General features: G+C 62.1%; 22 protein-coding genes and 1 pseudogene. 15 read left to right on the forward strand and 8 right to left on the reverse strand.

What is annotated here, in order from left to right:
• Positions 1 to 12: 12 nt before the first annotated feature.
• Positions 13 to 1,143, forward strand: a complete 1,131-nt coding sequence (locus ACYQ00_RS15000) for a chemotaxis protein CheW (RefSeq protein ID WP_460032909.1) — start codon at positions 13 to 15, stop codon at positions 1,141 to 1,143.
• 107 nt (positions 1,144 to 1,250) lie between these two features.
• Here the strand turns inward: ACYQ00_RS15000 and ACYQ00_RS15005 are convergent.
• Positions 1,251 to 1,580 (reverse strand): annotated as a pseudogene (locus tag ACYQ00_RS15005) (MarR family transcriptional regulator); the annotation flags it as partial.
• A gap of 3 nt (positions 1,581 to 1,583) precedes the next feature.
• Entirely contained in the window at positions 1,584 to 2,225 is a 642-nt protein-coding gene (locus tag ACYQ00_RS15010) for a cysteine hydrolase family protein (protein ID WP_460032910.1), read from the reverse strand.
• A gap of 298 nt (positions 2,226 to 2,523) precedes the next feature.
• On the opposite strand from ACYQ00_RS15010, the gene ACYQ00_RS15015 reads away from it, so the two are divergent.
• From ACYQ00_RS15015 to ftsH, 4 genes are all read left to right on the forward strand, one after another.
• Positions 2,524 to 5,991 (forward strand): ABC transporter substrate-binding protein, encoded by a 3,468-nt coding sequence (locus tag ACYQ00_RS15015; RefSeq protein WP_460032911.1) that lies wholly within the window; start codon positions 2,524 to 2,526, stop codon positions 5,989 to 5,991.
• Positions 5,992 to 5,995: 4 nt separating this feature from the next.
• A complete protein-coding gene (locus tag ACYQ00_RS15020) occupies positions 5,996 to 6,883 on the forward strand; it encodes an AraC family ligand binding domain-containing protein (protein WP_460032912.1) in 888 nt (295 codons plus the stop codon).
• Between the two features lie 31 nt (positions 6,884 to 6,914).
• Complete coding sequence (locus tag ACYQ00_RS15025) at positions 6,915 to 7,850, forward strand: DMT family transporter (protein WP_460032913.1); 936 nt, start codon at positions 6,915 to 6,917, stop codon at positions 7,848 to 7,850.
• Between the two features lie 101 nt (positions 7,851 to 7,951).
• Positions 7,952 to 9,898, forward strand: a complete 1,947-nt coding sequence (ftsH, locus tag ACYQ00_RS15030; protein ID WP_460032914.1) for an ATP-dependent zinc metalloprotease FtsH — start codon at positions 7,952 to 7,954, stop codon at positions 9,896 to 9,898.
• Between the two features lie 194 nt (positions 9,899 to 10,092).
• Here the strand turns inward: ftsH and ACYQ00_RS15035 are convergent, their stop codons facing one another.
• Entirely contained in the window at positions 10,093 to 10,290 is a 198-nt protein-coding gene (locus ACYQ00_RS15035; RefSeq protein ID WP_460032915.1) for a heavy-metal-associated domain-containing protein, read from the reverse strand.
• 311 nt (positions 10,291 to 10,601) lie between these two features.
• Between ACYQ00_RS15035 and ACYQ00_RS15040 the strand changes: the two genes are divergently transcribed.
• From ACYQ00_RS15040 to ACYQ00_RS15055, 4 genes are all read left to right on the forward strand, one after another.
• Entirely contained in the window at positions 10,602 to 12,359 is a 1,758-nt protein-coding gene (locus tag ACYQ00_RS15040; RefSeq protein ID WP_460032916.1) for a GspE/PulE family protein, read from the forward strand.
• Between the two features lie 116 nt (positions 12,360 to 12,475).
• Entirely contained in the window at positions 12,476 to 13,792 is a 1,317-nt protein-coding gene (locus ACYQ00_RS15045; protein WP_460032917.1) for an ABC transporter substrate-binding protein, read from the forward strand.
• A 2-nt stretch (positions 13,793 to 13,794) separates the two neighbouring features.
• Positions 13,795 to 15,681 (forward strand): ATP-binding protein, encoded by a 1,887-nt coding sequence (locus tag ACYQ00_RS15050; protein ID WP_460032918.1) that lies wholly within the window; start codon positions 13,795 to 13,797, stop codon positions 15,679 to 15,681.
• Between the two features lie 31 nt (positions 15,682 to 15,712).
• Positions 15,713 to 16,471: an STAS domain-containing protein gene (locus tag ACYQ00_RS15055; protein ID WP_460032919.1), complete on the forward strand. Its 759-nt coding sequence runs from the start codon at positions 15,713 to 15,715 to the stop codon at positions 16,469 to 16,471.
• A gap of 6 nt (positions 16,472 to 16,477) precedes the next feature.
• Here ACYQ00_RS15055 and ACYQ00_RS15060 read toward each other — a convergent pair whose 3' ends face one another.
• From ACYQ00_RS15060 to ACYQ00_RS15070, 3 genes are read right to left on the reverse strand one after another with little or no spacing between them, the layout of a single operon-like run.
• Entirely contained in the window at positions 16,478 to 17,374 is an 897-nt protein-coding gene (locus tag ACYQ00_RS15060) for a hypothetical protein (protein ID WP_460032920.1), read from the reverse strand.
• Positions 17,371 to 17,907, reverse strand: coding sequence for an ImmA/IrrE family metallo-endopeptidase (locus ACYQ00_RS15065; protein WP_460032921.1), 537 nt, complete (start codon positions 17,905 to 17,907; stop codon positions 17,371 to 17,373). Before ACYQ00_RS15065 ends, ACYQ00_RS15060 begins: the two co-directional genes overlap by 4 nt.
• A 32-nt stretch (positions 17,908 to 17,939) precedes the next feature.
• Positions 17,940 to 18,788, reverse strand: a complete 849-nt coding sequence (locus ACYQ00_RS15070; RefSeq protein WP_460032922.1) for a DMT family transporter — start codon at positions 18,786 to 18,788, stop codon at positions 17,940 to 17,942.
• Positions 18,789 to 18,982: 194 nt separating this feature from the next.
• Between ACYQ00_RS15070 and ACYQ00_RS15075 the strand changes: the two genes are divergently transcribed.
• From ACYQ00_RS15075 to ACYQ00_RS15085, 3 genes are read left to right on the forward strand one after another with little or no spacing between them, the layout of a single operon-like run.
• A complete protein-coding gene (locus ACYQ00_RS15075; RefSeq protein ID WP_460032923.1) occupies positions 18,983 to 21,514 on the forward strand; it encodes an ATP-binding cassette domain-containing protein in 2,532 nt (843 codons plus the stop codon).
• Complete coding sequence (locus ACYQ00_RS15080; RefSeq protein WP_460032924.1) at positions 21,483 to 22,028, forward strand: cyclic nucleotide-binding domain-containing protein; 546 nt, start codon at positions 21,483 to 21,485, stop codon at positions 22,026 to 22,028. The genes ACYQ00_RS15075 and ACYQ00_RS15080 overlap by 32 nt, the downstream gene beginning before the upstream one ends.
• Before the next feature lie 41 nt (positions 22,029 to 22,069).
• Entirely contained in the window at positions 22,070 to 22,405 is a 336-nt protein-coding gene (locus ACYQ00_RS15085) for an STAS domain-containing protein (protein WP_460032925.1), read from the forward strand.
• 185 nt (positions 22,406 to 22,590) lie between these two features.
• On the opposite strand, the gene ACYQ00_RS15090 is transcribed toward ACYQ00_RS15085, so the two are convergent.
• Complete coding sequence (locus tag ACYQ00_RS15090) at positions 22,591 to 23,040, reverse strand: ATP-binding protein (RefSeq protein ID WP_460032926.1); 450 nt, start codon at positions 23,038 to 23,040, stop codon at positions 22,591 to 22,593.
• 20 nt (positions 23,041 to 23,060) lie between these two features.
• Complete coding sequence (locus ACYQ00_RS15095) at positions 23,061 to 23,405, reverse strand: STAS domain-containing protein (protein ID WP_460032927.1); 345 nt, start codon at positions 23,403 to 23,405, stop codon at positions 23,061 to 23,063.
• Positions 23,406 to 23,612: 207 nt separating this feature from the next.
• Between ACYQ00_RS15095 and ACYQ00_RS15100 the strand changes: the two genes are divergently transcribed.
• From ACYQ00_RS15100 to mobA, 3 genes are all read left to right on the forward strand, one after another.
• Positions 23,613 to 24,047, forward strand: coding sequence for a winged helix-turn-helix domain-containing protein (locus tag ACYQ00_RS15100; RefSeq protein WP_460032928.1), 435 nt, complete (start codon positions 23,613 to 23,615; stop codon positions 24,045 to 24,047).
• Between the two features lie 128 nt (positions 24,048 to 24,175).
• Entirely contained in the window at positions 24,176 to 25,147 is a 972-nt protein-coding gene (locus ACYQ00_RS15105) for a formate dehydrogenase accessory protein FdhE (RefSeq protein ID WP_460032929.1), read from the forward strand.
• 126 nt (positions 25,148 to 25,273) lie between these two features.
• Positions 25,274 to 25,921 (forward strand): molybdenum cofactor guanylyltransferase, encoded by a 648-nt coding sequence (gene mobA, locus ACYQ00_RS15110; protein ID WP_460032930.1) that lies wholly within the window; start codon positions 25,274 to 25,276, stop codon positions 25,919 to 25,921.
• Positions 25,922 to 25,962 lie beyond the last annotated feature (41 nt).

The raw sequence follows: 25,962 nt of genomic DNA on the forward strand, positions 1-25,962 counted from the left end.
AAGGCGATATCCATGCTCTATGACACGCAGAACAGCCAGCAGGCCGAAGTCCCCGCACCCTCGCATCCCGTCAGACAGCAGGCGGATTTGAAGGTGGAACGCACCCTGGGCGATGCCTTGCTGATCGTACTGCAGGACCTGTTGTCCAATCATCAGCAGTTGCGGATGGCTGGCGATTCCGGCGAAGGTCTGGCCCGGCCGTTAGATGAACAGGATGCCCTCCTCGAACGGCTGAAAGATATCGCCGTGGGCGTGCGGGCTGCCAACTTCACCAAACTTTTCCGGCAGATGAAGGCCCTGGCCATGGACATGGCCCGCCGCTGCGACAAGGAGCTGGACCTGCGTCTGGACGGGGCGGAATTGTCCGTGGACATTGCCATCCTGGAAGCACTGGAAGATCCGCTGGCCCATCTGGTCCGCAACGCCGTGGAACACGGCCTGGAATCCCCGGACGATCGCCGTGCCAAGGGGAAACCGCCTCGTGGCCGGCTGGAATTGCGAGCCTATTGCCGCAACGGCGCTGTGCGGGTGGATGTGCTTGACGATGGCCGCGGCCCCGGCGCCGGGTTGTCCCAGGGCGCGCCAACGGGGCGGCAATCTGCCCCGGGCTTCTCCGGGCTGGCACGCATCGAACAGGCCATGGCCGCCTTGCACGGCTCGTTCAGCCTGCATCCGGCCCCTGGCGGCGGCACCGTGGCCACGTGCAACATCCCGTTGGCTTTTCAATTTCTGGATGGCGTGGTGTTCCAGGCCGGGGAGCATCAGATTGTCATCCCCCTGGAAGCCGTCGCAGCCATCCAGCCCCTGCGAGGCACGGAACTCTCCGTCCTGCAGCAGCACGAAGTGTTGGTGTATGATTCCAGGACGATCCTGTATCTGGATTTGGCCCGGGTCCTGGGTGGCCGGAACGAGGCCGGGGAACCGCTCCAGAAAGTCATCCTGACAGCCTCCTCCGGCGAGCGGTTTGCGCTGGGGGTGGATGCCGTGCGTGGCCGCTACCGCGGCGCGGTGTCCCCGCTCGCGCCCTGCTGCAACTGGGGGTCGTCCTTGGGCGGTTGCGTACTGCTCTCAGGCGGAGGCATCGGCTTTGTCCTGGATGTGGATGCCCTGGCGGCCGAGTCCGTGGAGCCCTCGTTCCCCTGAGGCGCTCTGTGCATGTGTGCTTCAAGAATGGCATAATACCCCGGCAGGACAGCCTCGAGCCTGGCCAGCCCTGCCGGGGAAAGCTGCAGCCGGCGGGATCGGGCATCGCACTCATGCGGCGCGGCAACCAACAGCCCTTCGCGCAGGAGGGATTTCAGGGTGGTGGAGACCACGGGCTTGGAAATATCCAACCGGGACACCAGATCCATGGCCGTGAGCCCTTGACGTTCCGGTTCCCGGTCGATGAGCACCAGGATCAAAAAACGCGTCTGAGACAGGCCGTGGCTGGCAAAGTAGGCTTCCAGCCGGCGTAACAGCACGCTGGCCGAGCGCAGCAGGCCCAGGGCCGCCTCCACACTGGGAACGTCCATCCCGGGAAAACGTCGGGCATAGGCTTCCAGCATGTCCCTGGTGGGCAGTTCGTTCAGAAAAAACATGCCTCAGCTCCGCAACTGATCAAGCAACGGTGCTGTATGCTGCAATGTACCGAAGTGATGGATGATGTGTGTTTCAAAATAGCTTCGTTGCGCAGGCTCGAAGACGCCGCATGCGTCCGTGGGCACCACGGCATTGTAGCCCAGGTCATGGGCCTCGCGCAGGCTGGATTCCACGCATACATGCAACGCAAAGCCCAGCAGCACCACGGTGCGCACGCCGGCATGACGCAGGAACGGGTCCAGGGTGGAATGCCTGAACACGCTGGCGCCGGCCCGCCCCTGCACCACATACTCGCCGTCCCTGGGCGTAAAGGGCGGGGCAAACTCGGCGCCCGCGCCGGTCCAGGTGCCGGCGTTGGGAATGGCGGCGCGCAGCCCGCTGACGTGCTGACCGCGGTTGAACACCAAGTAGTGCGGATCCTGTCGCAGATCCAACCCGGCATGGACGATGCGCCAGCCATGGGCCCGGCCTGCCGCCAGCAGCTCGGCGGCGCGCGCGGTTGCGGCGAGAAAGTCCGGTTCATCCCTGATGAGGAGCTGACGCAGCCGGCCCTGCGGCGCGAGCCATTCCTGTTGGAATTCGATGAATACCAGGGCAGTATTCTCTTTGTGGACATCACCGGGCAGAGAGTGGGGGGCGGGCATGAAAACCTCCTGGGTGAAAGCGTGGGGTGGTTCTAAGTTAGCATACTAACCAAATAAGTCAAGCGATGGTCCGGGCAAGGCTTGAGCTTCGCAGTATCGGATGGTACAGGAATGCAATATAGGTGATTTCCGTTTGTCGTCATTGGAGATGCCCCACTGGACGAGGGGGCCGGGAGGGCCGGGGGCGATTGTGAGCGCAGGTCGCGCTCCAGGAGAACCGATGCGATTACGAAGGAGGGGGATTCGGCTCGCGTGGGCCGCACTGCATCGCACTTGGCGCACGCCGGCATGGGCTGCGGTGCTCCTGGTTGTGGTTGCCCTGGTGCTGCCCGCCATGGCCCATGGGGAGGGGGAGCTCTTCCCCTCTTCCGAACCGCAGAGTTTCCCCCATGGCAAGCGGGAACGCGTGACCCTGCAGCTGAAGTGGAAGAGCCAGTTTCAGTTTGCAGGATACTACGCGGCCCTGGCCAAGGGCTTTTATCGCGACGCCGGACTGGACGTAACCATCCGGGAACGCGGGCCGGAGGAAGACCCGGCCACGCTGGTGCTGCAAGGCAAGGCCGATTACGGTGTTGGCGCGGCAGAGGTGCTGCTGCAGCGGCTCCAGGGCGCTCCCTTGCAAGCCATTGCCGCCATTTTCCAGCATTCCCCGGTGGCGCTGCTTGCCCTGCAGCAGTCAGGGATTGTCACGCCACATGATCTTGTGGGCAAGCGGGTGCTGCTCGGCCCGGGGGTGGTCCCTTCGATTCTGGGCATGCTGGTGCACGAAGGGGTCATGCCGGAGCGCATTCATGCCCTGCATATCCCCAACTCGCCTGATTCCTTGCTCAAAGGCGAGTGTGACGCCATGGTCGTCTACAGCACAAACGAGCCTTTTTTTTATCATGAACGGGGCATCCCGGTCCGGATTATTCATCCGAGCTCTTATGGACTTGATTTTTATGAAGATTTTCTGTTCACTTCCGAGCAGGTCGCCCATGCCTATCCGGACCGCACCCGCCGGTTCCGCGATGCGAGCATCCGGGGCTGGCAGTATGCGCTGGCGCATCCGGCAGAAATTATTGATTTGCTGTTAACCCAATACGATTGCCCGCACAGCCGTGAGCACCTGGAGTTCGAAGCCCAGGGCATTCGCGCTCTTGTCCTGCCGGATCTGGTGGAGATCGGCCACATGAATCCGGGCCGCTGGCAACGCATGGCTGAGGTGCTGGCCATGATGGGCATGACCAACTCCACGGATTTCGGCAAGTTCATCTTCACTCCGGAACTTGATCATCATGTGGAGGAAACACGCCGGGCGCGCCGCTGGCTCAATGTGGCCGCTACGGCTGGCGCGTTGCTGTTGCTCACGTATGTCTGGGTCTTTTCCCTGCGCCGTGGCATTCGCCACAAAACGAGTGACTTGCAGAAAAGCGAAGCGCGGTTCCGCGCCGTGTTCGAAACCATGCCGCTCACCCTGGCCCTGTGGAAGCGCCAGGGTCAGGACTTTGTGCTGGAAAGTGTGAATCCTGCGCTCATGAACTTGTCGGAAGGCAAGATCCCTGCCTATCTGGGCACCAAAATGACTGATTTTTACAAGGACCTGCCGTTCGTCATCGAGGGGATGGAGCGCTGCTTCCAGACGGGCGCCACCATTCATGGCGATACCCTCTTCACCCTGCGCTCCACGGGCAAGACCCTGCACATGGAGTACTTTTTTGTCTATGTTCCCGATGATATGGTCATGGCCGTGGCCGAGGATGTCACCGCCCGCAAGCTGGTGGAGTCCTCGTTGAAAGAGAGTGAGGCGCGGCACCGGACGCTCTTTGAGGACAACCCGATGGTCATGCTGCTGGTGGACCCTGTGACTGGCCGCATCCATGACGCCAACCGCTCCGCTGCGGCCTACTATGGCTGGACCTGCCAGGAATTGTGCGCCATGCGCATCTTCGACATCAACACCCTGCCGCCCGGAGCCGTGCAACGGGAAATGCGCGCCGCGCGAAGCAGCGGCAAACAGTATTTCAGCTTCCTGCATCGTCGCCGGGACGGAGAACTGCGCGATGTGGAAGTCTATTCCAGACCCATCACGATAGGGGACAGGGAACTGCTGTACTCCTGCGTGGTGGACGTCACGGACCGCAAACGCGCCGAATCGGCCCTGCTGGCCAGCGAGGAGCGGTTCCGCATGCTCTTCGAGTCCATGCAGGAAGGTATGGCCCTGCATGAGATTGTGTACGACGGGCAGGGCAACAGTGTGGAATACCGCATCCTGGATGTGAACCCCGCCTTCGAGCGGCTGGTGGGCCTTGGCAGGGAGGCCGTCTGCGGCCGCCTGAGTTGCGAGGCGTATGGCACCGCGGAACCGCTGTTCCTGAATCACTATGCCGAGGTGGCCCGTACCGGACGGAGCCTCCATTTTGAGGCGTATGTGGAGTCCATGCACAAGCATTTCTCCATTTCCGCTGTTTCGCCCACTCCTGGCCGGTTTGCCACGGTGTTTGAAGACATCTCCGCCAGAAAGCGCGCCGAACAGGAGTTGCTTGCTTCCAAGGAAGCCGCGGAAACGGCCAGCCGGGCCAAAACGGAATTCCTGGCCAACATGAGTCATGAGATCCGCACGCCGCTCAATGGCATCATCGGCATGCTGCAGCTGCTCAAATACTCCTCCTTGTCAGAAGAGCAGCAGCAGCACGTGGGCACGGCGCTCATGGCCAGCAAGCGGCTCACGGGCCTGCTTTCGGATATCCTGGACATTTCCGCCGTGGAGTCTGGCAAACTGCGGCTCTTGTACAAACCATTTGCCCTGGACGAGGTGCTTGTCTCGGTGGAGAACCTGCTGGGCATCGTGGCGGCGGAAAAAGGCATTGGTCTGCAGGTCCGCCTTTCGCCCATGGTGCCACGGCGACTGGTGGGCGATGAGCAGCGGCTGCGGCAGATTCTCTTCAATCTGGTGGGCAATGCCGTCAAGTTCACCAGCACCGGGCAGGTCCGGGTGGAGGTGGAGCACCTGACCGGCCCGCATCTGCAGCGCCAGCACGTCTTGTTCATCGTCACCGACACGGGACCGGGCATTTCCGATGACATGCTTGAAGTGGTGTTTGAGGCCTTTGGACAGGCCGACCAGGGTCTGACCCGCCTGCATCAGGGCGCGGGCCTCGGGCTGGCTATCGTCAAACGGCTGGTGGAGTTGATGGAAGGCACGGTGTGTCTGGATAGCGAGGAGGGCGCAGGCACGCGGGTGCATGTTTCCCTGCCCATGGAAAGCGAGGACGGCGCGCCGCTTGTACAGCCCGCAGCGGCGTCAGCCGCAGGCACCAGGCATCACCAGGCCAGAGGGTCTGGCCACGAGGCATCGGCCGCTGCCGAGGCTGGGGTGGAAGATCCGCCCCCCGGCCCCGTGGTGCTCCTGGCTGAAGACGATGAGACCAACGCCCTCACCATGCGCCGTATGCTCGAAGTGATGGGAGTCCGGGTGGAGCTGGCCGGGAATGGGGAGCAGGCCGTGGAGATGGTTCGCAGCGGGGCCTACGCCATGGTGTTCATGGACGTGCAAATGCCGGTCATGAACGGCCTTGAGGCGACCCGGGCCATCCGTGCCGGGGAGGCTGGTCCCGACCGGGCGGGCATTCCCATTGTGGCCCTGACTGCCTACGCCATGCGCCGGGACCGCCAGGCCTGTGTGGAGGCCGGCATGAACGTGCATCTGGCCAAGCCTGTGGACATGGACGAACTGCGCCGGACTCTGGCGGAATTCGTTCCCCTTGCACAATCCTCGCGCAACTGAGGCCATGTCCCGTCGCACCCCGCCATCCTGCATTGCGCCTGTGGCGCAGCCACGTCGCGAAGAAGCGCGGATGCTGGTCCTGCCGGAGACGCCAGGGGTGGAGCTGTTGCGGGCCCGTTTCCGCACCCAACACTTTGACCGTCACGTGCATGATGGCTACGCCCTGGGCGTGATCGAGCGTGGTGCCCTGCAATTTTGGTATCTTGGGCGAAAAATGACCGCCTCCGCCGGGCAGGTCAATCTTGTGGTGCCCGGCGAACCGCACGACGGGCACGCCGCCGATCAGGAGGGCTGGGCATACCGCATGTTCTATCTGGCTCCCGAAGTGGTGGACACCGCCTGTGGGGAGCTGAGCCCGCGCCGGCTTCGTCCGCACTTTGATGCCGGCGTGCTGGATGATCCGGCCCTGGCAGCCGCCGTGACCGGTGCGCATCGAATCTGGGCCTCGCCGCAGGCCTCTGCCCTGGCCCGGCAAACGGTCCTGCTGCATGTGCTCACGGCCTGGATCACCCGCCATGCCGAACTGCGAGCCACGCTGCCAAGGCTGGGAGAAGAGCGCGGCGCGGCAATCAGAGCCCTGTCACTGCTGCGGGAACGGTATGCCGAGGATCTTTCCCTGGAAACACTGGCCGCCCACGCCGGGTTGAGCCCGTTCCATCTGGTGCGGGTGTTCAAGGCTCGCTATGGTCTGGCGCCGCATGCCTATCTGGTCCAGATTCGTCTGGCCCGGGCTCGCAGGCTGCTTGAAACTTCAGACCGTCTGGCGGACATCGCCGCGGCCACAGGCTTTGCCGATCAGAGCCATCTGACCCGCCTGTTCAAAAAACGCTACGGCCTCACTCCCGGCGCACTGCGCAATTTTCTTCAAAACCCCCACCGGTTCCAGGAGTAGGGTGCCCGCCAGCAACCACGCTGGAGGGCACATGCATCGTACACAACTGCAGAGTCGGATTCATCGAGGAAATTTAGGGGCTTACGCCAATCTGGCTTCGGCCATGGGCATCGTGGGCAGCTCGATGGTTGCCGGCAAGCTGATGGTGGTGGAATTGCCGGTATTTTTCTCGTCGGCCCTGCGGTTTGCCGTGGCCCTGGCCGTGCTCCTGCCCCTGATGTGGTGGCGCGAAAGGCGGTTGCTGCCGCGGCTGGCCTGGCGGAACTGGCGCATCCTGGCCCTGCAATCCTTGCTGGGGTCGTTCCTGTTCACCGTGTTTCTGCTGTATGGGCTGGGCTGGGCCACGCCGGCCATGGCCGGGGTGGTGGCCGGCTCCACGCCGGCCTGGATGGCCTGCCTGGCCTGGGGATTCCTGGGCGAGCGTCCGGGCCGGCGGGGTGGCCTGGGCATTGTCTGCGCCGTGGCCGGGGTGGCCTGTCTGAACCTGCTGACGGGCGAGGCCGCGGACGCCGGCAGCGCCTCTGGCACACAGGCCTGGCTGGGTATCGCCCTGGTGCTGGCAGCGGTGCTGTGCGAGTCGAGCTTTCTGCTCCTGCGCAAGGGGGTGGATGAGCCGTTGACCCCGCTGGGCGCGGCCACGGCGGTTTCCGCCTTTGGCCTGCTCTGGTTCCTGATTCCCGGGCTGGTTGAGGCCGCCACCGTGGAGCTGGCCCCCGTGAGCGGTACGGCCTGGCTGGCGGTGGTGTATTACGGGGTGGTGGTCACGGTGCTGGCCTATTTGTGCTGGTTTGCCGGCGTGGTGCGGGTGGATTCGGCCACGGCCGGGGTGTTCACGGGCCTCATGCCCGTCAGTTCGGTGCTGCTCTCGGCCCTGGTGCTGGGCGAATCCCTGCGGCTGGGCACGGTGACGGGCTGTCTGCTGGTCTTGGCGGGGATCATCTTTCTGACCCTCCGCAACCGGGCGTAAGGTGCATCCTTTGCCGTCATCCATGGCTTTTTTCTTGCCGGACGCCCGTTTTCCAGGCATGAATGGGGCCACCCTCACGAGGAACCCCACAGGGTCAGCGCATGCCACCTCGCAGCACCCCTTCCGCCCCTCCGCCCAAAAAATCCGCCCCAGGCAAGGAGCGGCAGGGTGAGAAGAAATCGCCCCTCAACAGCAAGGTCACGTTCAGCATCTGGTACGTGCTCCTGGCCATTTGGGGGGTGTATCTGGTGCAGTTTGCCATCTCGCACTACTACGGCCCCAAGCGCATCCCGTACAGCGAGTTCCTCCAGGCCCTCAACGAGAATCGTGTGCTGGAAGTGGCCATCACCCAGGACGCCATCGAGGGCCGGATGCAGCCCCGTCAGACGGCGCCGCAGCCCCCGCCGGGCGACAACGCCACGGAACCCGCCAAGCCGGAGCCCATTGTCTTTACCACCGTGCGCGTGGAGACCGAGCTTTCCCAGCAGCTGGCCAAGTTTGGCGTAAAATTTCGCGGGGAAATTGAATCCACCCTCTGGCGGGACGTGCTTTCCTGGATTGTGCCCATCCTGCTCTTTGGCGTGGGCTGGTATTTCCTGATCAAACGGATGACCCCTGGCGCGGGCATGCTCTCCATGGGCCGCAGCAAGGCCAAGGTATACATGGAAAAGAGCATCCCCACCCGTTTTGCCGACGTGGCCGGTGCGGATGAAGCCAAGGAAGAACTCCAGGAAATCATTGAGTTTCTGAAAAATCCCAAGGTGTTCACCCGGCTGGGCGGCCGACTGCCCAAGGGGGTGCTGCTGGTGGGCCCTCCCGGCACCGGCAAAACGCTCCTGGCCAAGGCCGTGGCCGGCGAGGCCAAGCGGCCGTTTTTTTCGCTCTCGGGTTCGGATTTCATGGAAATGCTCGTTGGTGTGGGCGCGGCCCGGGTGCGCGATCTCTTTCAGGAAGCCCGCAACAAGGCGCCGTGCATCATTTTCATCGACGAACTGGACGCCATTGGCAAATCCCGCGGGCCGGGCGGGTTTTCCGGCAACGACGAACGCGAGCAGACCCTGAACCAGCTGCTGGTGGAGATGGACGGCTTTGACGGCCGCACGGGCGTGATCATCATGGCTGCCACCAACCGCCCGGAAATTCTGGATCCTGCCCTGCTGCGTGCCGGCCGGTTTGACCGGCAGGTGCTGGTGGACAAGCCGGATGTGAACGGCCGGGAGGCCATCCTCAAGGTTCATGTGCGCAACGTGGTCATCGGGCCGGACGTGAAGCTCCAGCAAATTGCCCAGCGCACGCCGGGCTTTTCCGGGGCTGATCTGGCCAACGTGGTCAACGAGGCTGCCCTGCTGGCCGCCCGCCGCAAGAAGGACGCCGTGGAGATGGCCGACTTCGAAGAGGCCGTGGACCGTGTCATCGGCGGGCTGGAGAAGAAGAACCGGGTCATCAACCCCAAGGAAAAACGGATCGTGGCCTACCACGAGACCGGGCATGCCCTGGTGGCCGCGGCCACGCCGGGGGCCGATCCCGTACATAAAATATCCATTATTCCCCGTGGGATGGCCGCTTTGGGCTATACCGAGCAGCGCCCCACGGATGACCGCTACCTGCTGAGCAAGAACGAGTTGTATGCCCGCATCGATGTGCTGCTGGGCGGTCGGGTCACGGAGCAGCTGATTTTTGGCGACGTGACCACCGGCGCGCACAACGACCTGCAGCGCGCGTCGGACATCGCCCGGGCCATGGTCACGGAGTATGGCATGGGCGAGACGCTGGGGCTGGCCAGCTTCCCGCAGCGCGGGCAGTCCATGTTCCTGGCTCAGGAAGGGCTGGGCGCAACCCCGCGCGAATATTCCGAGGCCACCGCAGCCAAGCTGGATGCGGAAGTCAAGGCCATTCTGGCGGACAGGGAGACCCATGTCCGCGATATCCTTACCGAACGCATGCCACAGTTGCACGCCATTGCGGAGCGCCTCCTGGAGACGGAAGTCATGGGCGAGGAGGAGTTCCTGCAGCTGGCCGGCATTCCGGCCGTGCCGCCCGCGGTGTAATCGGCTGCAGGCATTCTGCTGCAGGCATGCAGCCGCATGCTTCCGGCCGCCGGCACGCGCCCGGCGCCTCGCTTCCGCGTGTTCCGCCGTCTTCCTCTTCACCCCGCGCTGTCGTTTCGCAGCTCGTCATGGGGCAGCCACCCCTTCGCCGGCTGGTCAGGCCTGCGGAAGGGCGCGTGTGCATCAGGTTGCGATCAGACGACGTCAAACCCGATCATTTTAATGGCCATTTTGATCTGCTCCAGGGACAGGCTCTTGGTGTTTTCGAAGCTGGCCTCGCCGGTGTCCAGGGAAACCTTGACCTGCTCCACACCGTCCAGCCTGGAGAGGGCCTCGGTGACGGACTTGACGCAATGCATGCAGGACATTCCGACGACTTTCACCGTTTCCATAGGGAATCCTCCGTAATTATGTTGCAGCCACAGGAACGTGACCTGTTGGTCGCGATGGTGTGAAGTTTGCCATTGTAAGGAGCGAAAGGCCAGGGGGAATCTTCCCGGTCCAGGCCAGTCCAGGCTGGCCCAGTCGCCGGCGAGTCGGCTTGCTGCCGGGAGGGACTCCCCCGGGGAATACCCTGGTCTTTTGTAGGTGGAAGGTGTACAGCCAACCGTATGGTGCTGCAGCGCTGGGAGGGGCAACCAGATTGCAGCGGCACTGACGTGTTGCCTTATTGAACGACAAATTTGTAGGATAATACCGCCGTATGACGTACCAGCCCGCCACACCAGGCCGATATGCAGGCGCACGAAAGCGTCTGGGAGAAATGCTGATTGAAGCCGGCCTTATCGACGAGGCCACGCTCAAGGCGCAACTTGCCGAACAGCGAGCCCGAAAGATTCGGCTCGGACAATGTCTCATTCAAAACAGAATCGTCTCTGAAAAAGATATCATTGCCGTCGTCTCCAAGCAGTTGCGCATCGAGACGCTGCGGCAAAGCAAGTTCACGGCCGACCGTTCCCTGGCTGCTGTGGTCAGCGAAAAGCTGGCCCACAAATGCACAGCCATCCCGGTGCACCGCGAGGGTTCCCTGCTGTGGGTGGGCATGACCGATCCCACGGACTTCAACGGCATCAGTGAGTTGATGCAGTTGACCAATCACGACATTGAACCGGTCATGTGCTCCCAGCAGGAGTTCGAGGAGCTCTTTTTCGCCACCTACGGCAATAAGTTCAACGCCCACGCGGAAATGCTGCTGGATGCGGAAGACGTGGCCGTGGAGCAGGAACACCGGGTGGACGCCGAAATCACCACCCTTTCCGTGGATTCGCTGCAGAACATGGCCGAGGAAGCGCCCGTGGTGCGCCTGGTGAACTCCATCCTGGTGCAGGCCCTGAACCGCCGCGCCTCGGACATCCATATCCAGCCGGAGCAGGATAGCGTCAGCCTGCGCTTTCGGGTGGATGGCAAGCTGGAACAGGTGTCCGCCCCGCCACGCGGCGTGCTCCTGCCCCTGGTTTCGCGCATCAAGCTGCTCTCGAACATGGATATTTCCGTCTCCCGCGTGCCGCAGGACGGCCGCTTCTCCTACAAGGCGCAGAACCGCGAAGTCAGCGTGCGCACGTCCACGGCCCCCAGCATCTACGGCGAGAAGGTGGTCATGCGTCTGCTGGACCAGGGCGCCCATTCCCTGACCCTGGAAGACATGGACCTCGCCCAGGAGGACCGCAACAAAATCGACGCCGCCGTGCGCAAGCCCCACGGCCTGCTGCTGGCCACCGGCCCCACTGGCAGCGGCAAGACCACCATGCTTTATGCCCTGCTCAAGCGCCTGAACAGCCCGGAGCACTCCATCGTCACCCTGGAAGATCCGGTGGAGTACCGCATCAGGGGCATCTGCCAGATGCAGCTGAACACCAAGGCCGGCATGACCTTCGCCTCAGGCCTGCGCTCCATCCTGCGCCAGGATCCGGACGTGATCATGGTCGGCGAGATCCGGGATCTGGAAACTGCGGATATCGCCATCAAGGCTTCCCTCACCGGGCACAAGGTGCTCTCCACCCTGCACACCAACGATGCCCCCGGCGCGGTGACCCGCTTTGTGGAAATGGGGATTGAGCCGTTTCTGGTGGCCTCCACCATGAATCTGGTCATGGCCCAGCGGCTGGTGCGGCGAATTTGTCCGGACTGCGCCGGGAGCTACACGCCCGAACGCGAGGAGCTGGCCCAGCTGGGGTTGCGGCAGTTGGAAGGACGGCAGGGCAATGGCATCCAGTTTTTCCGCGGCAAGGGCTGCTTTGCCTGCAACCAGAGCGGCTACCGCGGCCGGCTGGCTGTGTTCGAGATGCTGCCCATGGCTCCGGCGGTGCGGGAACTGGTGCTCCGGCGGGCGTCTTCCCAGGAAATCCGCGACGCTGCCGTGGCCGCCGGCCTGCTCCGCACCCTGACCCGCGACACCGCCGAACGCGTCCTTACCGGCAAGACGACTTTTGAGGAGTTCCTGCACGTCAGTTTTGACGCGTAGGCGGGCTGGCGCTTCCGCATTGATTTCGAGCGAATCTCCGGCCTGTTGTCCCTCTCTCCGGCTTGACCCCGCGGCGGTTTCCGCGCACAAGGGAGCCAAGCGTCTGGAGACAAGGCATGCTGGAGATTCGACGGGATGTGGGGCTCGCCGGGCGGGCGGCCGGGCCAATGGTCATGGCCGTGCTGCTGGTCGTCGTGTGTGTCGTGGCGGGGTGCAAGACCACGCCGCCCAACGATGATGGCGCAGCAGACGCCGTGCCAGGGGTGAACGCCACCTCGGTGCGCATCGGCTCTTCCCTGGCGCTCACCGGTCATGCCAGCTTTCTGGGCCGCCAGACCCTGCAGGGGGCGGAAGCGCTGTTGCGGGAGGTCAACGAACGCGGCGGCGTGCACGGCCGGCGTCTTGAGCTGGTAGCCCGGGACGACGGCTACGATCCCCCCCGCTGTCTGATGAATACCCAGCGCTTTATTGTGGAGCAGAATATCTTTGCCCTGTTCTGCTATGTGGGCACTCCCACCACAGTGAAGATCATCCCCCTGGTCCAGCGGGCCAGGATTCCCCTCATTGGCATGTTTACCGGCGCCAAGGATCTGCGCGAGCCGTTCAACCGGTACATCATCAACGTCCGGGCCTCATATTATCAGGAAACCGGCGCCGCGGTGGAGCACATCGTGGAGCAGCTGGGCCTGCGCAAGATTGCCATATTTTATCAATACGATGCGTATGGCCTGGACGGCCTGCGCGGGGCGGAGCTGGCCCTGCTGAACTACGACGCCGCACCAGTGGCCAAGAGTTCGTACATCCGCGGCACCTTGCAGGTGGAGCACGGGTTGGAGCGCATCCTGGAGTCCGACGCTGAAGCGGTGATCATGATTGGCACCTACGAGCCCTGCGCCAAGTTCATCAAGCTGGCCAAGGCCCGCAAGCCGAATCTGTTGTTCTACAACGTCTCCTTTGTAGGGGCCGAGGAACTGGCCCGGCTGCTGGGCAAGGAGGGCGCGGGTGTCATCGTCAGTCAGGTGGCGCCGCCGCCGGAGCTGCCGGAGTCCCGCGAGCTGGTGGACGAGGTGCAGACCTATCTGGAGCTTTCAGGCAAGCATTTTCCCGATGGCACCACCAGTTCCGTGGGGCTGGAGGGCTACCTGAACGCCCTGGTGCTGGTGGAAGGACTCACCCGCGCCGGCCCGCACCTGACGCGGGAAGGCTTTATCGACGCTGTGGAGAGCATTCGGGAAAAACGTCTGGGCGCGCGCACGGTCATCAGCTTTGCCAAGGACGATCACCAGGGCCTGGACGCCGTGTATTTCACCTGGATTCGCGACGGTCGGCTGCAGCTGATCACGGACTGGAAAGAGGTGGCCGATGTCTTCAGGCTGGCAACCGCGGCGCCTCCCGCCGTGCAGGCGCCTGCCGGCCCTGGCGGGGGGCAGTGACCATGCCTGGCATCCGGCTGCCGCTGGTGGGCGAAATCCGCTTCAATCTCAAGAACAAAATCCTGTTCTCCTCCCTGGCTGTGATCATGCTGGTCAGCGTGGCCATTGCCCTGGTGGCACGCTACATCCTTATCAGCAGTCTGACCCGGGAACTGGAGTACCGGGGCCTGGGCATCGCGCATTCCATTGCCGACCGCGCCACCGGCCTCATTCTGACCCAGGATCTGCCCCAGCTGGTCAGTCTGGCCTTCGAAGCCACGTCCGTGGGCGAGCGCAAGGATCTGGTGGCCCATATTTATATCCTGGATACCGAGCAGCATGTGCTGGCCAGCACCTTCATCAAACCATTTCCGGACGACCTGCGCACAGCCAACATCCTGCCCTCTGGCTGGGCGCACTCCATCAAGCTCCTGAATACCTTTGACGAACCCACCTACGACATTGCCGTGCCGGTCAAGGAGGGTATCTACAGCGTGGGCAGCGTGCACGTGGGCCTGTCCAAGGAACACATCGACCGCATCGTGGGCCAGCTGCGCATGGCCTTTCTGGGGTTCATCACCGGCATCATCCTGATCATGAGCTTCATTTCCGAGCGGCTCTCCCGGCACATCACCCGGCCCATCCGGCAGCTCATTCACGTCAGCGAGGAAATCAGCCGCGACAATCTGGATGTGCCCCTGGAGTTCAGCGGCCGGCATGGGGACGAAGTCATCCAGCTGGCCAACGCCTTCGAGGACATGGTCAAACATATCAAGGAGTACCGCGCCGAGCTGCGGCGTTCCCAGCAAAAGTACCGCTCCCTGTTCCACTCCGGACCGGACCCCATCTTTGTGCTGGATTGCGAACGCCTCACGGTGCTGGACGCCAACCCCATGGCGCTGGACACATATTGCTACAGCAAAAAGGAGCTGTTAGGCCTCTCTTTTCGCCTGTTGTCCCCAGAGTTTGTAGATGTGTGCCACCCGACCTTTTCCATGGAAGACAAGGACGCCCAGGCCAGTTGCATGTTCCTGCCCAAGGTCATCAATTACCGCCGCGGCGGCGAGCCGTTTTTTGTGAACATCCACGCCTGCGCCACCATTTATGAGGAGCAGCCGGCCATCATCGTCTCCACCAACGACATTCAGGATATGATCGAAAAGGACGCCCAGCTCATCCAGGCCAGCAAAATGAAAAGCCTTGGGGAGATGAGTGCCGGCATGGCCCATGAGATCAACCAGCCTTTGAACGCCATCAAGATTGGCAGCGAATACCTGCAGCTCATCGCCTCCCGCGACGGGGACATTCCGCGCGAGCCCCTGGTCAAGGTCACGGCCGAGATCAGCCGCCAGGTGGATCGGGCTTCAGAAATCATCACCACCCTGCGCGAATTCGGCCGCAAGGCGGATTTGACCAAGGAGAAAATGGATATCGCCAAGCCGCTCAAGGGCGTATTCCACATTCTGGGCCACCAGCTGGCCCTGGCCAACATCGAGGTGCAGTACGACCTGACGCCGGATCTGCCGCGCATCCTGGCGCACAACAACCGCCTGGAGCAGGTGCTCTTTAATCTGGTGAGCAACGCCAGGGACGCCATCCTTGCCCGCGAAGCGCAACTCATCAAAGCGGAACAAGACCCCGAGCAGATGCCCCGCCATATCCGCATCGCCTCCTTTGCCCGCAATGGCCGGGTGTGCCTCAGCGTGCAGGATTCCGGCACCGGCATTTTGCAATCCGATCTGGATAAAATCTTCGAGCCATTCTATACCACCAAGGAGACGGGCAAGGGGATGGGGCTCGGCCTGGCCATCTCATACGGCATCGTCAAAGACTACCAGGGCGACATCGCCGTGCACAGCGCTCCAGGCGAAGGCGCCACATTTACCCTGACCTTCCCGGCCGCGCCCTGAGCGGGTCCCCCGCAGTCTTTGCGCTCGGTCGATGCAACGTTTCTTCACTCCCAGCGAGGCCAACGCCGCCATGCGAATCCTGCTCATCGACGACGAACGACCCACCCTGGACATGATGCAGCTCTTCCTGGAAGCTTACGGGCACCAGACCCTTACCGCCGAAACAGGCGAGGCGGGCGTGGAACTGTTCCAGCAGGAACGGCCGGAAGTGGTCATCACGGACATCAAAATGCCGGGCATGGATGGCATAGACGTGCTCACCCGCATCAAGGCCCTGGATCCTATGACCGAGGTGGTGGTCATCACCGGTCATGGGGACATGGAGCTGGCCATCCAGGCCCTGAACCTGAACGCCACGGATTTTATCAACAAGCCCGTGCAAAAGGATGCCCTGGAGGCCGCCCTTTCCCGGGCCGAGGAGCGCATTGCCAAAAATACGGGCGCGGAGAACCGCATCACCCTGGAAGCACGCGACGGTGTGACGGTTCTGGACATTCAGGGCAACATCACCTCGCGGTCCGAAACCGCCCTGCAGGACGCCTTTAACACTCTCATTGCCGAAGAACGCACCCGCGTGCTGTTGCGGCTGCAGGAAACCGCCACCATCAACGGCGCAGGCATTGCGCTCCTGACCCAGCTGCTCATGGAAGGCGCGCGGCGGGGCATCAAGGTCGGCATCATGGGCGTGTCCGACAACTTCCGCCGGGTGTTCGAGGTGGTGGGCGTGACGCGCTTCGCCACGCTGTATCTCACGGAAGAAGAAGGTCTTGCGGCGCTGGAAGGAGAGTAGGGGGGATTAGTCGGAAGACAGCGCTGCAAGAACGGCATCAAGTCGCTGATCTTCGTGAAGGTCTTTGATTATCTTCACGATGCCTCCGATTTGCTCCATCTTGCCATGGATGATGTTTTCGATGGCCTTGTTTTGCATCTTCTCATCGTAGAAAAATGTGCTGTCGACGGCATCCCAATCCTTTTCGAACCAAACGAGTGGGTAGGGCCTGCCGTCAAGGATGTCTTTCAACGGAGCATAGTCCACAATTCGAAGCCCACTGTTAGGCGCGTAGTGAAGATTTGCCTTGTGGAACAGGTAGGCAAATTCTGCACTCACTAATACTCTCGCGCGTGTGGCATGCTTGGAGAGACGAAATCCGCGGTCAATGTCTGGGCCGAGGAAGTCAATAGACATGGTTTCATCACGGGAACCAAGGGAAACACGAATGTTATCGTTGTTGTTTATTTTTATGTTGCTTGCGGCGATGTCATTTTCTGATTTCGTAAGATTTTTGCAGTAGGCTGGCCAGACTGTCGACTTGACGGAGAGTTGTTTTGCTGAGGGTGGTTCTTGGCTTTGCAGCACTTCAATGATGTCTTGCTGGGTTGCATAAGTTATTCCGAGGATGCTGCCCAACTCACTGCGGGAATTGACCTTGCAGTAGAAGACTACCTCGTCGCCAATGTACTTCCAAATTTGAATTTGACTGAGTGAGTTGGTAAAAAAATGTGTTACTCGGAGGAAGAAATTAAGAAAAGTTAATTGCCATTTCCCAGGATTCTGCAGCTTGAAGCGTGTCGAATGAACCAAATCGAATGAAATAAAAACATAAAGACCACTAACGTCAACTTCGTTGTTTATAAGATCGGCCAGGGCAATATTTTCAACTAGATCTTCATAAAATTTTCTGGGTTCTCTCATTCATACTCCCAAGGCATGAGCCCAAGCCACTTTGCGCGTGTCTTGGCAGCTTTATCGGTCACGCCAAAATGGATGGCTGCATTGGTGATGGCTGTTCTGAATTCTGGGACGGCCAGAAAAACCGGAGTGAATTGCTGGGTAGGCATGAGAAGCGCCGCGGCAAACTCATGAGCCTCCATCTCTTCTTCCGTGTACCCTTGGCGGTAATAGGGAGAATCTGTATATGTATCGATACGGTTCCACTTCTCGGGGTTGATAATGTACCCCATGTGGAGAAAGAGGTGCCCGAGCTCATGTGCTATGGTAAAGCGGCGACGGCCATCATGACTGATGGCGCTGTCGTTGAGTTCAATGGTGAATCCCTGATCACCATTTTTTTGGATTCGAGCTTCATATGAGGAATCCGTGCTCTGAATGATCTCGCCGCCCAACTGCTTCACGACCGAGTCAACATTCACAGGTGTTGAAAGGTTCAGTTTGGAAAAAACATTGGCGGCAAGTTGCTGGATGGCTTGGCGCTTTTTGATGCTCATATGGCTCTCCTATTGAATTATCAATAGTGCATTTAGCCCTTCTTGTCCATCAGCACCGTCACTCCCACGGCGGCCAGGATGAGCGCGCCGCCCAGGTAGCCCAGCCAGCTGAACTGCTCGCCGAACATGGCATAGGCCAGGCCGGCGGAAAAGACCGGCTCCAGGGTGGCCAGCACGGCGGCGCGGGTGGCCGGCATCTGGGCCAGGCCGATGTAATAGACGCGGTAAGCCCCGTAGGTGGAGAGCACGGCCAGGGAGAGGCAGGCCGCCAGTCCCGTGGCCGGCAGGCTGGTGAAGGGCACAAACCAGACCAGCACCGCCAGCCCCGCAGGCATGGCGTATAAAAACAGGGTGGACGTCTGGTAGCGGCCCTGGAACAGTTTGCCGACGATGTAATACAGCGCATAAGACAGCCCTGATCCCAGGCCAAAGAGCAGAGCCGCCAGGCTGATGCTGGAACTGGAGGCGTCCGCCCCGAAGCTGACGCCGGTCACCCCAAGGATGGTCAGCCCCACGGCCACCAGGGTGCGGCCGGTCAGCAGTTCGCCCAGCAGCAGCCGGGAGAGCAGGGCCACCCAGGCCGGCGCGGTGTACAGCAGCACCGAGGCCAGCGCCGCGCCCCCGGCTTCCACGGCTTTCATGTAGAGTCCAAAGAGCCCGGCCACCCCGCACACGCCAAAGCCGAGCACCAGGGGCAAGTCCCGCCCGGCCACATGGGTGCGTCGGCGCAGCACGGCCTCGCCCCCAAAGAGCAACCAGCCGAACAGGATGCGATAAAAGGCGATTTCCGCCGGCTGCATGCCGTCGGACATGGCGACTTTGGCCAGGGGGCCAATGCAGCCCCAGAGCAGGGCGGCGGTGATGATGCAGAGTGCTGGCATGGTCGAGCGGTGATGCCCTGGAATGTCCCGCAATGCAAGGGGGGAAGAGAACAAAACCCTGCTGGAACACTTGCCTTGTGCGCCCGGAGAGGGCAGTATCAGGCGGGAATGGTCAGGCCTCTCCGCAGTTCGCACCTGTTGTGGAATAGGCGGTTTGGACGCATATCACCCTCCAGCCAAGGCGCCCCTCGCCCATGGTCACCAAAAAGCCCCTTATTGCCTGGGTCAAGGAAAGCAACGTCAAGCTGCAGATACTGCTGCTGGTGGTCATCGGCGTCACCGTGGCGGCGCGGGTTTTCCCGCTGGAAATGCAGAAGAAGATCATCAACGAGGCCATCAGCCTCAAGCAGGTGGATCTCTTGGTGCTGTACAGCGGGCTCTATCTGGTGTCCGTGCTTCTGGCCAGCGGGCTCAAGTACGTCATCACCCTGCTGCAGACCTCCCTGGGGGAACGGGCCCTGCAGGGCATGCGGCAGCAGCTCTTCGAGCATATTCTCACGCTGCCGCTTTCGTTTTTCCGCAAAACCTCTGCCGGTACGGTCATCTCCTCCATCATCCAGGAACTCACCGCGGCTGGCGAGTTCGTGGGCGCGGCCATCGCCATTCCGGTGACGAACATCCTGACGCTGGTCTCCTTTGCGGCGTATATGTTCTATCTTTCGCCAACCATGGCGGCCATTTCCCTGGCCCTGTATCCGGTGCTCATCTTCCTGCTGCCGCCCCTGCAGCGCCGGACGAACAACTGGAACAAGGCCCGTGTGGAATCCACCCGCGTGCTCTCCAACAAAATCAGCGAGGCCATCGGCGGCATCCACGAGATTCAGGGCAACGGCTCCTTTCATATTGAGGGCCGCAAGCACTTCCGGTTCCTGCAGAATCTCTACCGAATCCGCATCACCTGGACGCTCTACCGCCAGGGCGTGAAGGTGCTGAACAACCTCTTCCAGAGCACCGGGCCGTTCCTGCTTTTCCTGGTGGGCGGCTGGCTGGCCATCAACGGCCGGTTCGACCTCGGGGCCCTGGTGGCCTTTCTCTCGGCCTACGAAAAGATTTACGACCCCTGGAAGGAACTGATGGACTTTTATCAGGTCTATCAGGACGCCAAGGTCCGCTACGCCAAGACCATGGAAGCCTTTGACGTGGAGCCGGAATTCGCCCTGGCTCCGGCCGATTCGCAGGAGAAGGTGGGCCTGGATGGCGCCATAGAGGTCAAGAGCCTGGTTTTCGAGGTCGAGGGAGGCATCCGCCTGCTCAATGGCATCGACATGACCCTGGCCGACGGCGAGCATCTGGCCCTGGTCGGCTTCTCGGGCAGCGGCAAGTCCACCCTGGCCCAGTGCATCGGCCAGCTCTACAAATACACCGGCGGCAGCATCCAGCTGGACGGCCACGAAGTTGCCGAACTCTCCAAGGCTGATATCGCCCACAACATGGGCTACGTGGCCCAGGCGCCCTTCATCTTCGATGGCACCATCGAGGAAAACCTCCTCTATGGCGTTGAGGCAGACCTGCCCCTGGACACCCCGCGCGACGCCAATGGCAAGGTGCTGGACCCTGCCGTCCTGCCCAGCCTGGACCGGATGATCGAGGTGGTCCAGCAAACGGGCATCTTTCAGGATGTGTTGCGCTTTGGGCTGAACACCATCCTGACCCCCGGGCACGCCGACCAGGCCGAGCTGCGGCAAAAAATCATCGCCATCCGCCAGGACTTCCGTAACGATCATGGTGCGGAACTGGCGGACTACCTGGAATTCTTCGAGGAAGGCCGCTACCTGCAGCATTCCAGCCTGGCGGCGAACCTCATGTTCGGCCACCCGGTCAAACCGGAATATGCCCTGGAAAATCTGGCCAAGAATGACTTTTTCCGCGCATTCCTCAGGGAGGCCCAGCTCAAATTGCCGCTCCTGACCCTGGGCGACGAGCTGGCCCGCCAGACTGTGGACATTCTGGGCGAACTGCCGGAAGATGCCATCTTCTTCGAGCAGAGCCCCATCCTGGCCGAAGAGCTGGAGCGCTGGAAGGAATACGTGGCCCGGCCGCGGGGTTCCCTGGCGGAATTGCCGCAGGATCTGCAGGATCAGCTCCTGGAACTGGCCCTGCGCTTTGCCCCGGGCCGGCACAAGATGGTGCCTTTCTCCCGCCTGCTGGAAACCCTGGTGCTGGAGGGCCGGACCCGTCTGCACGACGCCCTGGAAACCCACGACGCCGGCGCCGTGAGTTTTTACCGCACCGATGGGTACATCGAATCCCAGCCCATCCTGGACAATATCCTCTTTGGCAAGGCCAAGACCGATCAGCCCCACGTCATGGAGCGCATCCAGCAGGCCATTGTCATGCTGCTCATTGAGCAGGACATGCTGGAGGCTGTGGTGTCCATTGGGATGCAGTTCCGCGTGGGCACCAAGGGCGACCGCCTCTCCGGCGGCCAGAAGCAAAAGCTGGCCATCGCCAGGGCCTTCATGAAAGAGCCGCCCATCCTTATCATGGATGAAGCCACCTCCGCCCTGGATAACCGCTCCCAGTCCCGGATCCAGAATCTCATCGAAACCAAGTGGAAGGGCCGCGCCACACTCATCGCCGTGGTCCACCGCCTTGATATCATCAAGAATTTCGATCAGGTGGCCGTGATGAAGGCCGGCAAGATCGTGGAACAGGGGTCCTACGCGGACCTCATGGCCAAGAAGGGAAGCCTCTATGAGCTCGTACACGGCACCCCCCAGCACTGATGCCGCCCAGCCGGCAGACGGCAAGAGCGAACTGCAGCGCAACCTGGACCAGTACCGCCAGACCTGGCTTTTTTCCGGTCTGGCCCTGGAGCCCCTGAAACTGCTGGCCTATTTGTCCACGCGGGAAACGCTCAAGCCCGGCGAAGTGTTGTTCCACCGCGGCGAGTTGCCCACGGCCCTGGTGGTGGTGCTGGAAGGTTCCCTGCACGCGCACGCCCTGGCCGACGCCCCTGAACCGGGCACGCGCCAGCCGGACGTGGTGTTTGGCCCTGGCGACTGCGTGGGCGGCCTGGCGCTCTTGGGCAAGGAGCCGCACAACTACACTGTCGTGGCCGCCGGGCCTTTGACGTACCTGACGTTGGGACGGGAAAAACTGCAGCGGGCCATGCAGCAGTACCCGGACATCGGCGCCAAGCTGTGCGAGGCCCTGGCCACTCGCGTGAGCCAGTGGGACCGCAGTGCCCAGGATGCCCTGGCCCGCCAGGAAACCCGGCTCGGCGTCTCATTGTTGTAGACCATTCTTGAACGTTCAGTGATTCCTGAGAGGAAGACGCAATGGAATTCGTGCATCGCATGGATGAGGGCATTTGCATCGTCACCGTGAGCGGTCGGCTGGATGCCGCCACCTCGGCCCAGTTCGGCGCAGGGGTGGTACAGTTGATCAACGACGGCGTCGAGCGGCTGGCTCTTGACCTGACCACCCTGGACTACGTTTCCAGCGCCGGGCTTCGGGAGTTCCTGCGCGCGGCCAAGGCCATCAAGGCCAAAGGCGGCAGCATGGTCTGTTGCTCCCTCAAGGATTATGTGAAGGAAATTTTTGATATGTCTGGCTTTTCCAGCATCATTCCCGTGGCGGGCAGCCTGGAGGAAGGCCGCGGCGTGCTGGGATAAGCTGGCAGTGATGCCTCAGGGGGATGCTGCTCGGCACCGCCGGCATCCCCCGCTGCAGCGCACTGGGAGCAGCAAGGCCGGGTCGGCACAAGGCCGGGTTGGCAGTGTCCCTCAGACCTTGGGAAGTCGGGGGGAGGATCAAGAGAGCGGCCAAAGTGTGAGGCAGGGTGCGGCCGGGCGCAGCGTCAGGATGAGAAGAAAAAGCAGCAGTGCAGAAGGTTGGTGTCTGCCTCGCGGGAATACTCCAGGCTGTTGGTCATCTGTCTGACCAGATGCACGCCCAGCCCGCCCGGCTCGCGTTCGTCAAGATCGGCGGCGAGGTCGGGACCCGGCAGGGCCAGCGGATCAAAGGCATGGCCCCAGTCGGCCACGCACAGGTGAAAACGCGGCGGAGAAACCCGTTCATCCACCCCGCAGGAGATCTCTATCTCGCCCGGCGCGCCTGCCTCGCCCGTTCCACCCGTTTCAGAAGTCCCGTAGGCATAATTGGCCACATTGAGGAACAACTCCTCCAGCACCAGATCCACCTTGTGCTCCAGGATGGCCGGGGCCCTGCTCAGGACAAAGTCCCGCGCCCGGGCCAGATTGTCCATGGTGGCTGGCAGGCGCAGATGCTCCATCACAATATCTGGCATGGAATCCGACATGGCGTGCATCAGGCCGAAAGGGCGGCTTCCAGCGTGTCGTACAGGGTGAACATCTGCGGAAATCCGGCCAGATTGAGCACGTCCTGCACCATGCCCGAAGGGCGGGCAAAGGTCATCGATCCCCCCGGCTTGGACCGCAACTGCATGGAGATGGCCAGCAGCGTTCTGAGCCCGGCCGAGGAAATGTACTCCAGCCCGGCCAGATCAATCACCAACCGTGTCTCGCCCATGGCCAGCACCTGTTCCACCCGCTGCTGAAACAGCAGGGCGGTGACGTTGTCCAGACGGCCTTTCGGGGCAAGCACCAGGAAGGGGCCGCGCTTGTCCGTGATGAGTTCCAGTCCTGAAGCCATGCAGACTCTCCTTGCCGCTGCGATACGCCTGCCTGCCGGAATGCGCTGGCGGCAGTGTTCAGTTTCGGCAAGCATACGTGGCTTTGCGAGAAATGGAAAGTCACAGCGGGCCCCCTCTGGCGACTGGGGATTATTTTGCTTCACCCCTGGCGGAAAAACGCATACACACAGGACACGATTTTTTAAGTTTCGGGGTGCAGCGCAATCATGGATACGAAAACCCCTGTTGATTTCTCGGCAGCCCTGGCCACCATGCAGATCCGCGCCCATGTCTGGCTGGAACGGGACGGCGAGGTGCTGTTGGGGCCCGGTCGGGCCATGCTCCTGGAACGCATTGACCAGATGGGATCCTTGCGCAAGGCCGCGCAGTCCATGCATATCAGCTACCGCTCTGCCTGGGGTAAAATCAAGAAAACCGAGGTGCTGCTGGGGCAGGCCCTGGTTGAGAAAACCGGGTATGACCGCTCTGGCTATTCCCTCACCTCCTTTGGCAAGACGGTGCTGCAGTTCTTCCTGGCCGTGCAGGGGCATGTGAATGTCGAGGCTGCCCGCCAGGCCCGCGCATTCGATGGGGCTCGGGAAATGCCGTCAGCCGTAGCCGTGGGCGACAGCGCATCCGAAGAGGACGGCAAGCACAAATAATGGGGAAAAGCACCGTCTCCTGCTGCAGTGCCGAACTATGCAGGAGCCGGTGACGGGCCACTGGATTCAGGGCGTGAAAGAGGATAGGTTTTTCCTCTTCCCAACGCGAAGGAGCCAGGGTTTTGTCCATGCATCATCCCCAGCCAACCAATTTCAACGCCTTGCGCGCGGCCGTCCGGCAACGGCTGGAGCAGTTGGCCGCTGCCGTGTATGTACCTGCTCCTCTTGCGGATCTTGTCGGGCAAGTGAGCCTTGCCCAGCTGGATGTGCTGGATCCGGCGGTCCCGGCCATCACCCTTGCACCGCTTGCACCACACGAGGACGATCTGGCGCCGCGTGTCCGGCTGGCCCTGGGCGTCCCCCTGCTGGAGCGGAGCCGGTTTCCCTGGGATCGCGTGGCCACCGAGCAATTGTTCTTTTCCCTGGCCGGTTTGCTGGCATCCTTGCCCGGCCAGGCCGGCGAGGCCGGGCGGCGAATCAATGAGGCCTTGGACAAGGGGGATGCCGGCGGGGAGCCTGCGTCTGCCGATACACCACCGGACGAATTGCCGCCGCTCTTGCCCCTGGCGGCAGCCCGGGCCTTCATTGCGGAAGACACTTCCTTTTTTGAGATCTTTGCCGCGAGAATGCCGCAGGCCCCCCGGGCCGTGGCCTTTCTGGCGCAGGCAGCGGTGACGCCATCCCTGATGGAGGTGGCGCAATCTCTGCATTCCCGCTTGGATCTGGAGAATGACGCCCGGCTGCATGGCCATTGCCCGGTGTGTGGCAGCCTGCCCCTCATCGTCTGTTTGCAGGAGGGTCAGGGAACACGTCGCCTCAGCTGCTCCTTTTGCAGAACCTTTTATCGCGCCCATCGCCAGGGCTGCCTGCTGTGCGGGGAAGACCGCGCAGAAAAACTCGGCGTCCTCGCCAGCGGGGAGATGTCTGCCTATCGCGTGGAATATTGCCGCACCTGCAGCGGCTACCTCAAGGGCATGGACGCAGGCCTCCGAGAGGAGGTATTCCTTCCCGTGCTGGATGATCTGGAATCCTTGCCCATGGACATGCTGGCAGCCCAGGCGGGTTTTCGTCGGCCCACGATTTCCGGGCTGGGGGTTTGACGAGGTGGGTTCGATGGTTGACGACCGGGGTGGCGAGACTGCACGCTTGGGCCACCACAGTGCCTTGGGACAGGCGGTAACGACAGATATTCGACCCTGAAACGCGCATCGCAGGAGGGCCGTACCATGCATGATGGACCGCAATTGCCCTGGGGGATGGTCCTGGCCGGGGGCAAATCCACCCGGCTGGGGCGGGACAAGGTGCTCGAACGCGTGGACGGCCAGCCAATGCTGGCGCGCATGGCCGAGCTTGCCGGGCGCCACTGCAGACAGGTGGTCGTATCCGGCCGCGATCCTGCAGCACAGGAGGCGGTGCCGCAGGCGGTGCGGGATCTGCCCTGGCTGCCCGATGAAGGCCCCGGCGGCGGCCCTCTCCGGGGTATCAGCACCTGTTTGCGTCGGCTGGGCGGCCCGTTGCTGGTCCTGGCCTGCGACCTCCCACTGCTGGATGACGCCACCGTGGGGCGCCTGCTGGAGGCCCATCGTCACCGCCCCCCCCAGGCGGTGATGACCACTTTTTTGCAGCAGGCTACCGGGTTTATCGAAGCCCTGGTTTCCGTGTACGAGGCGGAGGCCCTGCCGTTGCTGGAGGCCGCAGCGGCGGCCGGCATGAACAAGCTTTCACGGGCCATTCCTTTTGAACGGCGACATCATATTCCCTACGAGCCGGACCAGGCCCTGGTTTTTTTCAACATCAACTACCCGGCAGACTTGGCCATGCTTACCCACATGGGAATGGCAGGGGCCTCGACCCCCGCAACGTGTTTGGCCTAGCAGGCCGGGATTCTCGGTTTGGGGCTTGCCAACCCGCGCCC

This window comes from Megalodesulfovibrio paquesii (assembly GCF_054653055.1).